The organism is Microbulbifer maximicatervae (SeqCode), assembly GCF_052467385.1.
The window spans coordinates 284,784-298,833 of record NZ_CP174311.1 but is presented as its reverse complement, the minus strand read 5'-3'; the positions used below and the strand labels follow the sequence as shown (position 1 = coordinate 298,833).

Annotated in this window: 17 protein-coding genes; 14 read left to right on the top strand and 3 right to left on the bottom strand. The window is 47.9% G+C overall.

Annotated features, from left to right (window positions below; translation table 11 throughout):
• Positions 1-30: 30 nt before the first annotated feature.
• Entirely contained in the window at positions 31-1,215 is a 1,185-nt protein-coding gene (locus ACJJIR_RS01410) for an imelysin family protein (protein ID WP_413663580.1), read from the bottom strand.
• Positions 1,216-1,257: 42 nt separating this feature from the next.
• Complete coding sequence (locus ACJJIR_RS01405) at positions 1,258-1,926, bottom strand: histidinol-phosphatase (RefSeq protein ID WP_413665895.1); 669 nt, start codon at positions 1,924-1,926, stop codon at positions 1,258-1,260.
• Positions 1,927-2,264: 338 nt separating this feature from the next.
• Here ACJJIR_RS01405 and ACJJIR_RS01400 point away from each other — a divergent pair, with 338 nt between their 5' ends.
• From ACJJIR_RS01400 to ACJJIR_RS01340, 13 genes are all read left to right on the top strand, one after another.
• Positions 2,265-2,771 (top strand): RNA pyrophosphohydrolase, encoded by a 507-nt coding sequence (locus ACJJIR_RS01400; protein ID WP_413665896.1) that lies wholly within the window; start codon positions 2,265-2,267, stop codon positions 2,769-2,771.
• A gap of 108 nt (positions 2,772-2,879) precedes the next feature.
• Positions 2,880-5,132, top strand: a complete 2,253-nt coding sequence (gene ptsP / locus ACJJIR_RS01395; protein ID WP_444907053.1) for a phosphoenolpyruvate--protein phosphotransferase — start codon at positions 2,880-2,882, stop codon at positions 5,130-5,132.
• 638 nt (positions 5,133-5,770) lie between these two features.
• Positions 5,771-6,064 (top strand): DUF5076 domain-containing protein, encoded by a 294-nt coding sequence (locus ACJJIR_RS01390; protein ID WP_444907052.1) that lies wholly within the window; start codon positions 5,771-5,773, stop codon positions 6,062-6,064.
• A gap of 900 nt (positions 6,065-6,964) precedes the next feature.
• Positions 6,965-7,303, top strand: coding sequence for a hypothetical protein (locus ACJJIR_RS01385; protein ID WP_444907051.1), 339 nt, complete (start codon positions 6,965-6,967; stop codon positions 7,301-7,303).
• A 103-nt stretch (positions 7,304-7,406) separates the two neighbouring features.
• The gene (locus ACJJIR_RS01380) at positions 7,407-7,736 is read left to right on the top strand and encodes a hypothetical protein (protein ID WP_444907050.1); all 330 of its coding nucleotides are present in this window, start codon (positions 7,407-7,409) and stop codon (positions 7,734-7,736) included.
• Positions 7,737-7,884: 148 nt separating this feature from the next.
• The gene (locus tag ACJJIR_RS01375) at positions 7,885-8,373 is read left to right on the top strand and encodes a hypothetical protein (protein WP_444907049.1); all 489 of its coding nucleotides are present in this window, start codon (positions 7,885-7,887) and stop codon (positions 8,371-8,373) included.
• A gap of 48 nt (positions 8,374-8,421) precedes the next feature.
• Positions 8,422-8,748 carry a hypothetical protein gene (locus tag ACJJIR_RS01370; protein WP_444907048.1) on the top strand — a complete coding sequence of 109 codons (327 nt, stop codon included), beginning with the start codon at positions 8,422-8,424 and terminating at the stop codon, positions 8,746-8,748.
• A 140-nt stretch (positions 8,749-8,888) separates the two neighbouring features.
• Positions 8,889-9,296 carry a hypothetical protein gene (locus tag ACJJIR_RS01365; RefSeq protein ID WP_444907047.1) on the top strand — a complete coding sequence of 136 codons (408 nt, stop codon included), beginning with the start codon at positions 8,889-8,891 and terminating at the stop codon, positions 9,294-9,296.
• Between the two features lie 97 nt (positions 9,297-9,393).
• Positions 9,394-9,816 (top strand): hypothetical protein, encoded by a 423-nt coding sequence (locus tag ACJJIR_RS01360; protein ID WP_444907046.1) that lies wholly within the window; start codon positions 9,394-9,396, stop codon positions 9,814-9,816.
• 157 nt (positions 9,817-9,973) lie between these two features.
• Positions 9,974-10,462, top strand: a complete 489-nt coding sequence (locus ACJJIR_RS01355; protein WP_444907045.1) for a hypothetical protein — start codon at positions 9,974-9,976, stop codon at positions 10,460-10,462.
• Positions 10,463-10,591: 129 nt separating this feature from the next.
• Positions 10,592-11,041 carry a hypothetical protein gene (locus tag ACJJIR_RS01350; RefSeq protein WP_444907044.1) on the top strand — a complete coding sequence of 150 codons (450 nt, stop codon included), beginning with the start codon at positions 10,592-10,594 and terminating at the stop codon, positions 11,039-11,041.
• A gap of 137 nt (positions 11,042-11,178) precedes the next feature.
• Positions 11,179-11,457, top strand: coding sequence for a hypothetical protein (locus tag ACJJIR_RS01345; protein ID WP_444907043.1), 279 nt, complete (start codon positions 11,179-11,181; stop codon positions 11,455-11,457).
• A gap of 122 nt (positions 11,458-11,579) precedes the next feature.
• Positions 11,580-12,113 (top strand): hypothetical protein, encoded by a 534-nt coding sequence (locus ACJJIR_RS01340; protein ID WP_444907042.1) that lies wholly within the window; start codon positions 11,580-11,582, stop codon positions 12,111-12,113.
• Between the two features lie 28 nt (positions 12,114-12,141).
• On the opposite strand, the gene ACJJIR_RS01335 is transcribed toward ACJJIR_RS01340, so the two are convergent.
• Positions 12,142-13,083 carry an IS110 family RNA-guided transposase gene (locus ACJJIR_RS01335; RefSeq protein ID WP_444907041.1) on the bottom strand — a complete coding sequence of 314 codons (942 nt, stop codon included), beginning with the start codon at positions 13,081-13,083 and terminating at the stop codon, positions 12,142-12,144.
• A 336-nt stretch (positions 13,084-13,419) separates the two neighbouring features.
• Here ACJJIR_RS01335 and ACJJIR_RS01330 point away from each other — a divergent pair, with 336 nt between their 5' ends.
• Entirely contained in the window at positions 13,420-13,950 is a 531-nt protein-coding gene (locus ACJJIR_RS01330; protein WP_444907040.1) for a hypothetical protein, read from the top strand.
• Positions 13,951-14,050: the final 100 nt, after the last annotated feature.

Below are 14,050 nucleotides of genomic sequence, written 5' to 3'. Positions count from 1 at the left end.
GGTTTTTTGTTATGCCTGTGAGAGCAAGATTTATTCACCATCAACCGGTAAACTAACCGGCATCACATCCTGATCGGATACTGGCACTTGGGTAGTACCTGCCATCAACCCGGCGATACGTTCCAGAAGTTTGCGTGCCTGGGCCAATTGGGTCAGCTCCGCCAGCTCAATCGGGTCTTCCATTTGCAACAACAAGCTCTCGAAATCCACAAAAGCCTGCTCTAAAGCCGTCACCTGATGTCGATCCAGCAACAGCTCCGCTAAGCCGCCCCCACCAGTGGGAATCCAGTTTGACTGGAGAGTTGCCATAATTGCCAATATCGCCTGCTTTGAATCGGCAGCACGGCTACTTTCCACATCGCTCTCGGAACTCTCCGGCAACCTGCGCAACAGCTGCTCATCAATCACCCGGGTGTGCGATGCACGGATTTGCTGCAATCGGGCAACCGGTCCAAGGGATAAATAGGGTCGCGACAGGCTGTTGGCTGCCGTCGGCCAACGGCGGGCCAAGCCTGCCATATCCTCTTCCACACCTTTGACGATCAAGCGGGTTAGTTCACGGCGCCGATTGACAGCCAGGGCCTCGGGTTTTTCCCCATCGGACTTAGCCAAAAACTGCTCCGCAACCCGCTCGCTGGTGGGCCCCCAGAGCATAATTTCCAGGGCGTGAAAACCGGTGCTGGCCTCTTCATGTGCCGTCAGGCGGTGCTGCTTGCGCAGGTTCGTTAAAGTCAGATCAATGGCCGTATCGTTAACGATACCGCTCTCAGAATAACCCGGCACTGTATCCAGGTAGCCCGCCTGGGCCGGCCAACTATCTACTGATAACAGTAATTTTCTACCCTGGCTGCGCAACTCTCCCGAAGAAAAAGCCAACTGGATATAAGGCAGCGCAGCGGCAAATTCCCTGTGGGCATCCAGCCAGGCGAGCCTGGCATTTTCCAGCTTATTTTCATTCGGCTGAGCCAGGAGACCATCCACTTCACGCTGCAACGTTTCAACAGCGGCATGGGCGTGGATAACCTGGGCCTCACCCGCCTGCCAAATTGCTAGGGACAACTCGGTCGCAGCCTTTTCATTCACAGGTTGCGGCGCAATACTTTGTTGCGATACCTGCTGCGGTTTTTCTACCGCTTTTTGTTCACAGGCAGAAAGTCCGGCCAGGGCCCCAATTAAAACAGCCAGGGCCCGGTACTGGATAATAGATCCGTTCACTCAATTCCCCATCTTGTGCATTTCACAAATACTGGCAAGCACCTACTCACTCTCTTCCCGCAAACTGATCACCGGCCAGCCGCGAGCCTCAGCTTCTGCACGCAGACGATCATCCGGGTCCACCGCAATTGGGTGCTCAACTTCGCCCAGCAAGGGCAGATCATTGATGGAGTCACTGTAGAACCACTTTTCACTGTTGGCGTATTCCGGGTTGTGGGCCAGCCATTGGCGCAACCGGACAACTTTCCCCCCCTGATAACAGGGTTCACCAACGACCTTCCCGGTGAACCGCCCCTCATCCTCCTCTGGCTCAGTGGCCAGCAGGGTATCGACACCGAGGCGCGAGGCAATGGGTTCAACCACAAAGCGATTGGTCGCAGTGATAATCATGATGTGATGGCCTTTGCGGCGGTGTTCGCCGATTAACTCCTGGGCCCGAGGCAGCCACAATTCACTGATAACTTCCTGCATAAACTCGCTTTGCAAGTTATCCAATTGACCACGGGAAAGCTGAGCCAGGGGCTCCAAGGCAAATTCCAGGTAGGCAAAAATATCCAATTCACCGCGCTGGTAATCTTGATAAAAGCGATCGTTAGCCGAGCGGTAACGGGTCCCGTCGACATGTTCACGCTCCACCAGAAATTCGCCCCAGGCATGATCGCTATCACCACCTATCAGCGTGTTATCCAGATCAAAGATTGCCAAGTGCACCGTCGACTCTCCCATAACTATAGGTTCCCCATAAGCATTTGACCGCCAGGAAGCCGGAAACGTCCCCTGCGCGGCCGCTAATTTTACCTTGCGCCGCACGACAGCACACGGACTGCGTCACTGAATTGCTGTAAACCCCCCGCTGTGGAACAATGCAGAACAAGTAAGTGCAGCGCACGGCCGCACACAACAGTATTGAGGATGGTATTTTGGGCGACGGCAAGCCGGCACAGGCCGGACGAAAGAACCGCCGTAAGCCCGCCAAGCATTCGAATCGCAATGATAAAGCCCCGGCCGGTAACAAGAACCGGGGCACGAGTGGCGAGAGCAGCAGCAATATCGATGCCGAGGGGTTCCGCCCCAATGTCGGTATTATCGTGCTCAACGCCCGCGGTCAGGCACTGTGGGCGCGGCGGGTAGGTGGCAAGGACGCCTGGCAATTTCCCCAGGGTGGTATTAATCCGGGCGAAACCCCTGAACAGGCGCTATATAGGGAACTATACGAGGAAGTAGGCCTTACTCGCGATCAAGTCAGTATGATTGCCTGTACTCGAGGCTGGCTGCGTTATCGCCTGCCTCAAAGGCTGATTCGACGTCGCTCCGAACCACTGTGCATCGGGCAAAAGCAAAAGTGGTACCTGCTGAGGCTCGAGGCAGAAGAGGCCTCTATCAGCTTCGACAATGGTTACAAACCTGAATTCGACCACTGGCGCTGGGTAAGCTACTGGCATCCACTCAGTAAGGTGGTGACCTTTAAGCGTGAAGTATACCGGCGCGCACTAACCGAGCTGGCCCCACAACAAATACAGCTGGAGAGACGCTGGCTGCGCGGACAGGAAAGCTGACCGCATAGGGTAGTTAGCAGCGAATCTTCACAAAATGGCCCCGATCAGCATCGAAATTCTACTTTCCGGGGCCATCGAATTTCTCCGTTGATTGGCGAGGACAGGCCATTGCTCGGATCTCTGCGCAGTATCGTTCAGGAAGTAAATGCCGCCCGGAACCTCACCGCGGTGCTCGAAATCATTGTGCATCGCGTGCGGGAAATCATGCACACCCGCGTCTGCTCCGTATATCTGCGCGACAAGCAACACGGCAACTATGTCCTTATGGCCACCGATGGCCTCAACCCCAAAGCGGTTGGCCAAGTCCACCTGGCCCCCGGCGAGGGACTGGTAGGCAATGTAGTCACCCGCGAAGAACCAATTAACCTGGAAAGAGCTGAAGCCCACCCCGCCTTCCAATATTTCCCCTCTACAGGAGAAGAGCGCTTTAGCGCCTTTCTCGGCACACCGATTATTCACCACCGCGCCGTACTGGGTGTCCTGGTTGTGCAGCAAGAAGAGAAGCGCCGATTCGACGAGTGGGAGGAAGCTTTCCTGGTCACACTCTCAGCGCAGCTCGCCGGCGTTATCGCCCACGCTGAGGCCACCGGTCTTCTCGCCTGTATTGGCAAGCAACAACGGGAAACTCACTTCTCTGGCATTGCCGCATCCCCCGGTGTGGCTATCGGGCGGGTACATATTGTCACCCCGCATGCGAATCTCGGCACAGTGCCCTACTCCGAATGCGAGGATGTGGACACTGAATTGGCCCTGTTTCAACAGGCCCTGAGCGCTGCCCAGGAGGAAATTCGCGAAGTCGGTGAGCGCCTGAAGAGCGACCTCAGCCCTGAGGAACGGGCGCTATTCGATGCCTATATCAGCATGTTGGATGACAGCTCCCTCGCCGTCGAGGTATGCGATCGCATCCAACAGCAGCTCAGTGCCCAGCGGGCCTGGGCCGAAGTCATGTTGGAACATGTGCGGCGCTTTGAAGCCATGTCCGACTCCTACTTTCGCGATAGGGCCGCCGATGTTCGCGACCTGGGCGCCCGAGTGCTGATGCACCTGCGGCAACAGCAGCAGAGCGACCGGGACTTCCCCGATAACACCATCCTGATCGGCGAAGAGCTAACCGCAGCGGTATTGGCAGAAGTGCCCAGGGAAAAGCTGATCGGAGCCGTATCCGTTAAAGGCTCCTCCAACAGCCATGTGGCTATTATTGCCCGAGCCATGGGACTGCCCGCTGTCATGGGAGTCCAGGACCTACCTTACGAAACCATCGACGGTGTCGATATGGTGGTGGATGGCTACCGGGGCGACTTACATATTCACCCCGGCGCAGAACTCAAGCGCCGCTACGACGACATTGTTGCAGAAGAGCAGCAACTGGCCCGCAACCTGGACCACCTGGCTCAACTCCCGGCAATCACCTCCGATGGCCATCGCATTCGCCTGATGGTAAATACCGGGCTGATGGCCGATGTTGTTCGCTCCCTGGAGCGCGGCGCAGAAGGAGTAGGACTTTTCCGCACCGAAGTACCTTTCTTATTGCGAGACCGCTTCCCCTCCGAGGAAGAGCAGCGGGAAATTTACCGGGAGCAACTGGAAGCCTTTGCCCCCCTGCCCGTCACCATGCGCACCTTGGATATCGGCGGCGATAAAGCATTGGCCTATTTCCCTATCGAGGAAACCAATCCCTTTCTGGGATGGCGCGGTATTCGCGTAACTCTTGACCACCCGGAAATATTCCTGGCGCAAGTGCGCGCTATGATGAAAGCCAGCCTGGGGCTAAATAACCTACGGATTATGCTCCCCATGATCAGCGGCCTGAACGAGCTCGAAGCCGCGCGCAAACTGGTGGAAAGAGCCTACCGGGAGCTGCTTGAGGAAGGTTATGAAATTGTCATGCCCCCTCTCGGGGTAATGGTAGAGGTGCCCTCCGCCGTCTACCAAGTACGGGAACTCGCCGTGCATGCAGACTTTATATCGGTAGGCAGTAATGATCTAACCCAGTATCTCCTAGCGGTGGACCGCAATAACAGCCGCGTAGCCAATATTTACCACGCCCTGCACCCGGCAGTCCTACGAGCTTTGCAGGAAATCGTAACGGCAGCCCATGCCGTTGGTACCAAAGTAGGGATCTGTGGAGAACTAGCAGGAGAACCTAGTGGTGCATTGTTATTAGTAGCCATGGGCTACGATATGCTATCGATGAACGCCACTAACTTACCGCGAATAAAAGCTACGCTGCGCGCCGTTAGCCGAGCCGATATTGAGCAGCTCTTGCAACAGGTTTTGCAGATGAATAGCCCCGAGCAAATTGAAAGTACCGTGAAGGGGTTTCTTAATGAGGCAGGGTTGAAGGTCTCTTTGCAGCCGTAAATGATGAGGTATTTAAATCTAAATTTACCCAATTTTATAAAGCCTGGGCTCAACAGCTAACAACCAAACTGTTGGTCCCTCGCAACAGCGGGCTATTTGCCCAAGCGACTAATGAAGAGCTATATTGCTCAACATTATTCTGACCCACTAAATAACTTCTCAATGTTTCCTAACCCTTAAGCTGCTTTTCAGAAATGGCAATCTCACTTTATTTTTAAGTGTGTCAATGGAATAGCAGAATATCCCCCCCCAAAGAAAAAACAAATAACTAGTGATACTCAATTAGTACACTCACCCCTGAAGCCTTGGCCTCATCACACTTCCAAATTTCCGATAATTCTGACAAGTTAGTGAGTGCCAGCTCTGGTAATTATGGTCATTTTGACCGTTATTTTTGAGCTTTACATAGAATGTATAAAAATACTTTACAAATCAGCAAGTTATAAGTTGAGTTAAAAACCGGGATAGTAGTCAAAGTGATCATTTTTGTAGTTTGCACTTTTGTAGCAATTACATCTAACCCTATGATTTTAATTTAAAACTTCCATTACAGCGGGAAAATTGATTCCGAAATAGTAATCATGATAAAAGTGGTCGGAATGAATACTATATAAATGTTATGCTCTAAAGGAAGATAGATGACTAAAGAACTTATAGCTCCACCAAGCGCATCAGAAGCGGAGAATGCTACAGAAATACTTCGTAGCTGGATTATTGATGGAAAGCTTCATTGCTCGCTTCTACCTACTATATGGGAGGACTCTCCTGAAACATGGGGAATACTGTTAGCCGATGTTGCGGGTCATGTATCAAATGCATTGTCTGAAACTACCGGCAAGGAAAAAGAAGAGATTCTTCAACAAATAAAAGAATTGTTTGTAGCAGAGCTTTCTTCCCCGACAGATGAGCCTGATGGTGAGTTTCGTGATTAAAAGCATAACCAGCAAAGGCAGCATCGCCCTTCGGGCTGGACGGCTTCGCCGCCGCTGCTTTGGGCGTTATGTGTCTATAGGAAATTAGAATTGTACGAACGTCTACCAGACAAGGAGCCAACATCATTCGAGTTAAAGATCTTCAAGTGGGTATTTCTTCCTGTAGTTGCCATTGGTTTATTTCTTATATTCTCTGACGTAAGCAAAGGTCGGAATAAGTGTGGGAATATCTGCCTCGAAAAAGAGTTCCCTGATTTTCGTTATACCCCAAGCGGGCGTTATGGTATTGGTGGCAATACGTGCCACTGCTTAACAGAAGAAGAAAGTAACATTAAAAATCGAATACCCGAGGGTACTCGTGTATTTTGAGCATCAACACATAACCAGGCTAGTCAAGCTCGCCCAACCCCTTCGGTGCTGGGCTGGACAGCCTACGCGTTGCTTCGGCTGCCCTTGCTAGCCGCGTTAAGCATCACGAGGGATCGAGTGGAAATCTACGAAATAATTACAATGACTTTGCTTTCTACCTGGCCGTCTCTTATGGTTGCGATAGTCGCCGGATACAGCATCTTAAAGCAAAGCTCGTCCTCCTCCGGGTTGTTTATCATTGGCCTCACCATAATGCTACTGCCTAGCATGTTAGCAATTCCTACAATGGAGTGGCTGTCGGCTACTTACCCTGATTTATTATCTAGCTCACCCACTTACACTGCTATTTCCGTAATGTCTTTTGATTTTGTATATTCCGTAGGGCTGGCTTTGTGTGCCTATGCATTTTATAAGAGAGGCCATCATGCTTAACAAAGCAAGGCAACACCGCCCACTACGTGGGCTGGACCTACATTCCACGGCTTCGCCGCTACATTTCGGCCGTTGCTTGCGGCGTTAGGTTTCCCCAGTATGGATAGAGCAGAAATAATCGGAAAGTGGAGCTTAAATACAGCTTTTGAAGAAGATCTCTCGAATGATAAACAGCTGCATTTCCATGAAAATGGCACTGGGTGTGTAGTTGGTGGAGACGAAATCGTCCTTAATTATGAGTGGGGTATTTCAGAAGACGGTGCCGATATCCTTATAGGGAATAACACTACCCCTGATGGCGAGCCGTGCGGTAAAAGAAAGCTGATGGAATCAGGTGCAACGTTGAGCATAGAGGCACTGCCAAGAGGTGAGTTTAAAGTGCTAAATTTTACAAAGTTCTCATTGCCATTCGGGTTGCGAAAGTTTGCAAAGCTATAAACCTAACAAGGGCCAGCACAATCGCCAAATGCAAAAAGCGCATTTGGCTGGACTCGCTACACTGCGTTTCGCTCGCCTGTGTGGCCGGCGTTATGAGTCATAAATGAAGCAACTAAAACTACTATCTATTAGCGGCTCGGCATGTGCATTATTTTGCGCAGTCGCTTCACTAGTTTTCTACTTCGGTGATTGGAATCGCTTATTGGTCGTTAGTGCTCTCGGGTTGTTCATTGGTTTTCTGGCAGCTCCTGAAATTGACCCCAAAGTTTTTAAAAAGGCGTGGCTAGTTCAGTTGGTTTGTGGCGCCATTGCAGGTGTGTTAGCTGGCTTAGCTTTTAGCTTAGCGGCCAATGTTCTCATTTATACTGCAATTATCGGTGGCTTCATCGGGTGGTCAGCTAATCTGTGGGTGAAACATGTTACATTGCCATAAAATAACTCATAACAAACTGCTCAATGATCAGCCAAGGAAACCTTGGCTTGGACAGCCACTGCTGCGCAGCGTCTGCCCATTAGCAGGGTGTTAGAAGGCTTTGAGAATGTCGAGAAAACTCAAAATCACGATCGTTATAGCGTGCGTAGTGGCAGCACTACTTGCTGCCACATACTGGTTCCTGATTAAAACGCTAGAGCCTAAAATACCTGAACCAAAATCTGATGTACCCATAACGTATAAAATTGGATGGTGGGGCTACCAAGACGACCTAGTAATCGACGTATTGGAAACCAAAGAAATATACTCCAATTTGTACTTATTTAATTCCAAGGCTGTTATCGAGTACAGATTGAGAGGAACTATCAAAAACAAACCAATGTGGAAACCTTATATAAAATCAGTATTCCTTAGTGAGCGCTGGCTTGGTAATCCTGAAAACTTCAAAGGAAATACTGGGGAAGTTATTTTGACTCCTGTTGTAGGCGTGAAGGAAGATCAAGCGTATACGGGAGAAAGAGTTTCTTTCGATCTTAAAGTACAAGACTATTTACAGGCCGGAGGGTGGGGTACAAATACTTATCTGGTAAAAGCACAAGACAAGGAACAAAAAATTGTACTCCAGCAGCGTAAGTAACCTTCTAACCAGGCCAAGCAACAGGACCCGCACAAGCGCGGGCCTCTGTTGGCGGCGTTAAAAGCTGAAATGAGCTATCGAGAAAAAGCAGAAAAAAGAGGGTGTTATTGCGATGTCTGGGATAATAAAGAGGCACCAAAATACCTAATAGAGCAAGGCCTGCCAGAAGGGTTCTGTGGAAAGTGTGAGCGGTGTGGTGCTAATGGCCATACGCGCCATTATCCAGGTCCGGCTCCCTACACAGGAGCATGGTGCGACGATTGCTATCGGCTTTTAGGTAAAACATGGTTTTTTCGTTTGCCTATGTTTTGGTTGGTACTTATTGGTGTTTTAATTTATGGATTCTTTAAAATATCAGTGCAGAGTTTTAACTAGGCCAGTCAAGCTCGCCCAACCCCTTCGGGGCTGGGCTGGACAGCCTACGCTCTGCTTCGGCTGCCCTTGCTGGCAATGTTAGGCATCAGTACATCATGGATCGCAGATACAAAAAAAGAATGGATCGATACTGGGGCAAGATGAGGAATTACGCTGGTAATAGCTTTTCCAATCTTGATTCCTCTGGTTGGTTCGATTACTGGCATTGCCATATTGACTGGGAAGGCAAGGGAGATAAGCGGCCGGAAAATCGTGAATCATCAATAGCATTGGGTTATGAAATTCTCAATATGGCCGAAGAATTCAAATCCACAGTAAGTGGCCCAATTCAAAGTTGGTGGTTGATTCACGAGCAGTCTTATGATGATGCGGTGTATTTGCACAGCCCCAACGAAAATGGCACCCCATTCCCTTACGACTTCGAGGGTGTAGAGTGGGGAAAAAATGATAATGAGGCGTTGTCCAAGCTGGTTGATCTAGAGCAGTTCAAAGTAGGCACAATGGTTAATGAGCATGGCACTACCTATGTAGTGGCTCCAAATGCCTAACAAGCACATCAAAAACCGCTCCACTTTGTTCCGCTGGACCGCCTTACGCTGCGCTTCAGTCGGCCTTTTATGTGGGCGTTAGGGTTTTAAGCTAGTCATGAAAATATTCTCTGCTTTCGCACTGATATTTCTAAGCCTTCAAGTGTACGGCTGGGAGTGTCTTGATGTAGATAATTCATATGACATCGAAAAACATTGGAATGTGCGTGATCATGTATTTATAGCCCGGGTTATGAAAGCAGCTTATTCGCCTGAAAATAGTTATGATCAGAGTTTTAGCTATGACTTGAACGTGTCTACTAACCTTAAAGGACAAGTTGATGAAAATCTAAAACTTATCGGAGATTCTAATTCGCCTCCTCTGGAGATTTCTGGGCAGTACATATTTTTCCTTGACAATAAGAGTCTCAATTTATGTACATTAGTACTGCCTTTTCAGTTTGAATGGGCTGAAAGAAAAGACATCAGTGCAGCTGAGTACGTCAGAAAAATAATCAAGATAAGTGGATATCAACCCTAACAATCACAGGCAGTTTGCTACAGCCCTTCGGGCCTTCGCGGGACGTCTTACCTTGTGCACCTTTAGCGCCGGTCGCTACGCTCCCATTTTCGCGCAAAAGGTGCACAAGGTAAGCCGCCCCTGCTGTGGGCGTTAGTCATATAGAGAGTCGTACCACATGGGGTTCTCAAGTAAATTAGAAGATGAACTTAATCGTTTTCACTGTGAAGTCCAGCATTTTCGAGAATCAGTTGATAGCAAAACCGGTCAAAGGCTGGAGGGGATGTTTAATAGGATTCATGATCATTTAAGCAGACTCGATGAACTGACTTCCTCAATGAGCGAAGATGACAAGTTTTCCGCAAGTAAAATTGTTGACTTAGAAGGCGACCTAGAAGCAAGGAAGGCAAGAATAATTTCCTTAGAAGAGCAGTTGGCTCAATGTAAAAGCGAGCTTTTACAGGAGCAAAGGAGACTTAGGATAACTCTTCAAGAGAAGTCGGAGTTGAAGGAAGAGTTGAGTGTTTTTTACTCAAAAAGTCCAAAAAAGAGAAAGCCCAAGAGAAACGTTAAGAAAAAAAACTCATCTAAGCCTGCAAAGAATAAGCCTACAAAGAATAAGGCTATGGCGGAAGCCTTAAAGGCTGCCGGGGTAACAACTGACTAACAATTCGCTGCTGAGGGACAGTCTACTATATGCACCGTTTTGTGTGGCTCGCTGCGCTCGTATTCTCACACAAAACGGTGCATATAGTAGACTGCCCCAGAGCTCGGCATTAGAAGTAAGAGAGTAAAAGTGCGACGAAAGGAATTTAAAAGCATCGTGAGAGGTTTTGCTAAACGCTTAGCAAGTCGCAACAATGATTATGAAGGTTATTGGTCACTAGGCCAGCTTTTAACCATTGCTCAGCAAATGGAAGTAGACAAATTGTCCCTCCGAGCGTCACATGATGCAGTCGAATGTAATAATTCCAATTTGGTTCCGTTCGTTCAAACCTATTGGGCGTACTTATCTGAAATGGTAAAACGCATGGGTGGCAACACTAGTTGGCTTCAAAGCGTTACTATCGAGTTCACCTTTTCCACTGACCCAAAACGATCTTATAGCTTTTGGGGGCAGCAGTTGATGCAGTGCAGTATTTCTGCAAAGCTAACATCCGATTTAGGCAAGCAGTTTACGGCATCTTCAGTAAGTTATTGCGTCCCTCATAATCCGAACAAGGAGCAGAGACGTGCAAACTTCTAACAAGTTTATCAACCATCGCCCCAGCAAAAAGCCGCTGGGACTGGACCTCCGTTCCGGCGCTTCGCGCCTACACTGCGGCCGGTTATAAAAGCGTTATGTTTTCGTGCACGAAGCTGCAAAGATATAAAAGGTATAGGATGAGCAAGCAACAAGAGATATTAGGAAAAATACAGGATATTTTAGGAAGAGAGCTTAGTGTGTTCGAGGAGAGCGCAGTCAGCTCATATGAATCAATAAGTGAGCTGCACATGAACAACTTCAAAAAGCTATCTGAGCATGGCCCTGAAGTTTGTGTAAGTTATCTACGGTTCATTCTTGCAAGACCTGATCGCAACATGAAGTCCTTTGTAAGTAATGTTGTTTTGGGGCAGTCTGATATCAATACTTGGAAGCAAGCGCATTATCAAGAATCATAAACATAACAAAGCGCAGCATTCGCCCGCCAAAAGCGCGGGCTGGGACGGCCTACACGCCGCTTCGCTCTGTTTCGGCCGCCCATGTGCGCGGCGTTATGCACTAGGAAAGTTGAGATAGTAATTTGAAGCAAGAAAAAGTAAAGCACGAGGCACCATTAATTGAGAGCTTTAAAGAGATAGTATCTTCAGACTCAAGATTTGGAATTCAGAAAGCTATTAATATTGGTGATGATAATGCGACCTGCTCAGATGTTGAGTATTTAAGCAAATCTGGAGAATATTTGATAATTGAGGCAAAAAGTCATGAATCGAAAGATGCTTATAACACTAGGCATAAAATTTTTGGCCAATTACTAAAAGAGCATGGGAAGGCAAGTTCTTTTCGTAAAGAGCACAATGAAATCATCGCGCTTGGAGTCTTAATTCCAAAAGATAAAACATCATCCGGGAAATCAAATACCAAAAAGTCAGGATATGACTTTTATCGTGACGGATATGTGAGTATCCCTGAGGAACTGTTTGCAGGGTTTGGAGAGCTGGTAAAAGCAAAGTACATTTTTGTCTGTTCTATCATAGAAAGAACTATTGATGTTTATAGCTGGAATGGGTTCCATCAAGGAGATTCAGCTATTTACAGTATTGGAGAAAATGCATAACAAGTGACTATGGTTGCTCGTCAAGTTTTTAAGGCATACTTTCATCCCAGTAGGTGTTATTTTTCACCATCGTATTCAGGATCGTAATCTGCTTTCTCATGCAGGCAATCAGAGCGACCTTTTTAGGTTTGCCAGCGTCGACTAATCGCTTGTACATCGGCTTTAGTTTGGGATGATGCTGTATGGCCGACATGATGGAAACAAACAAAACCGTTCGTACACGATGCCTTCCACCCCGAATATATCTCTTTCCCTGGAAGCTGCCGCTATCACGGTTCATCGGGGCGATACCGACAAGTGCAGCGATTTCTTTACGGTTCAATTTTCCTAGCTCGGGAAGTTCACTCATCAATGTATAAGCCAACACATTTCCAACCCCTTTAGCGCTCAACAATAGGTCCCGCCTTTGCCGCCACTCAGACACACTGTTAACCAGTTTATCCAGTTGCTTGTCGATACCTTGTAACTCTTTCTTGATGGTGTTTAGAATGGCCTGTATAGGTTTGTGCACTGATTTAGGCATCCTCTGAAGCCGATTCTTTTGCATTGTGCTCACCTCTAAACATTGACTTCTTACCGCCAGTAAGTCACTGATCTCCCTAAGTTTTTCTGGCTTTAGCTCCGGTAGTCTTGGCTTCATGGCCTCACCAAAATGTGCAATATCCATTGCATCTAGCTTGTCAGTTTTGGCGAGGCGCCCTGCGGATTTGGCGAAGCTTCTTATCTGTGAAGGGTTGCAAACAACAACAGGTAATCCTGCTTTGTCAGCGGCGCAAACAAACTCTAATTCGAGTCTTCCTGTAGACTCTATTAATACTCTTTGAGGTTTAAGAGGTTGTAATTTTTTAATGGCATCCTTAATGCCATTTTTATCATTGGCAACACTAAAAAATTGGCCAGTAGGTCTCACATAAATATCGAGTTGTTTACTGCTGGTATCGATACCGACATTGATCTCTTGAGGTTCCATAAGATAAGCTATCTCCGCCTTGCTATTCGGGCTCGAGGCCCACATGACTATCCGAGTTATGCCTAGTGAGTGTCTGTCACGTTCCTACTTGTTAACGGTCTTTATAAACCGGCGCAGCAACGAACTGTGATAAACAAGGCCTTCGGTGGCCGCCGAAGGTGGGTCTCAATTTACCCGTTTGCGAAAAGGATTTTCAACATCAGAATCAGGCAAGAACAACCATACAAGTGCCAGCAACGGACCGCCAAAAGTGTCACTTAAATTGCTTGCGCAACTACGCGCCAAGTTTGTCGGCCGCTGTGGCAGGCGTTATGTTTCAGGGAATAGTGAACACAGATGACGTGGAATACATTAATTGAAGAAATGAATCTTGAAGAAATCCCATTTGCTAATGATGAATTGTCATATCTGGATACACAAAGTATCGAAGTGGGCGAGTGTAAAGTGGGAGCTGTTGATCTTACTAGGGTAATAGGAACTACTCACCCAGATTACCAGGGCAAGACTTGGGGGCAATTAAAACCAATACCTGGAACATCCAAAGGTGATTTCATGAACAATAGAAATGTTGCTTTTCAGCCGTTAAAGAGAGCGATAGGTAATGTCCAGAGTTTAGAGCGGAATCCTGAATATTACTTTAGTAGAGAAAACAAGGAACATTGGTCATTCTACAAGATTAATGATGATTACTATATTTCAGCTGGAAACAACCGAACAATTATCGGCCGTATGTTTCTTCACTTAAACTCTCAAGAACCACTGATTCACGGGGTAGAAATCACTCCCGCAAAGTTTCGTAAGGAACCTGTAAGAGAACCTGAAAAAGTCAGTGTTATATCAAGGCTATCTGCATGGTTCAAAACATAACAAGTCAATCAACTTCGCGCCTTCAGCGCCGGATGCAGCAACGCTGCTCCGGTTATTGAGGCGTTAGAACAGCCCAATAATAAAGTTATGAGTAGATTTA

Bases quoted from the DNA above. Each gene is read 5' to 3' on its own strand.
- ACJJIR_RS01390 (WP_444907052.1), top strand. From the start codon at position 5,771: ATGACTAAAGAACTTATAGCTCCACCAAGCGCATCAGAAGCGGAGAAT.
- ACJJIR_RS01385 (WP_444907051.1), top strand. From the start codon at position 6,965: ATGGATAGAGCAGAAATAATCGGAAAGTGGAGCTTAAATACAGCTTTT.
- ACJJIR_RS01380 (WP_444907050.1), top strand. From the start codon at position 7,407: ATGAAGCAACTAAAACTACTATCTATTAGCGGCTCGGCATGTGCATTA.
- ACJJIR_RS01365 (WP_444907047.1), top strand. From the start codon at position 8,889: ATGAGGAATTACGCTGGTAATAGCTTTTCCAATCTTGATTCCTCTGGT.
- ACJJIR_RS01360 (WP_444907046.1), top strand. From the start codon at position 9,394: ATGAAAATATTCTCTGCTTTCGCACTGATATTTCTAAGCCTTCAAGTG.
- ACJJIR_RS01355 (WP_444907045.1), top strand. From the start codon at position 9,974: ATGGGGTTCTCAAGTAAATTAGAAGATGAACTTAATCGTTTTCACTGT.
- ACJJIR_RS01345 (WP_444907043.1), top strand. From the start codon at position 11,179: ATGAGCAAGCAACAAGAGATATTAGGAAAAATACAGGATATTTTAGGA.
- ACJJIR_RS01335 (WP_444907041.1), bottom strand. From the start codon at position 13,083: ATGGAACCTCAAGAGATCAATGTCGGTATCGATACCAGCAGTAAACAA.
- ACJJIR_RS01330 (WP_444907040.1), top strand. From the start codon at position 13,420: ATGACGTGGAATACATTAATTGAAGAAATGAATCTTGAAGAAATCCCA.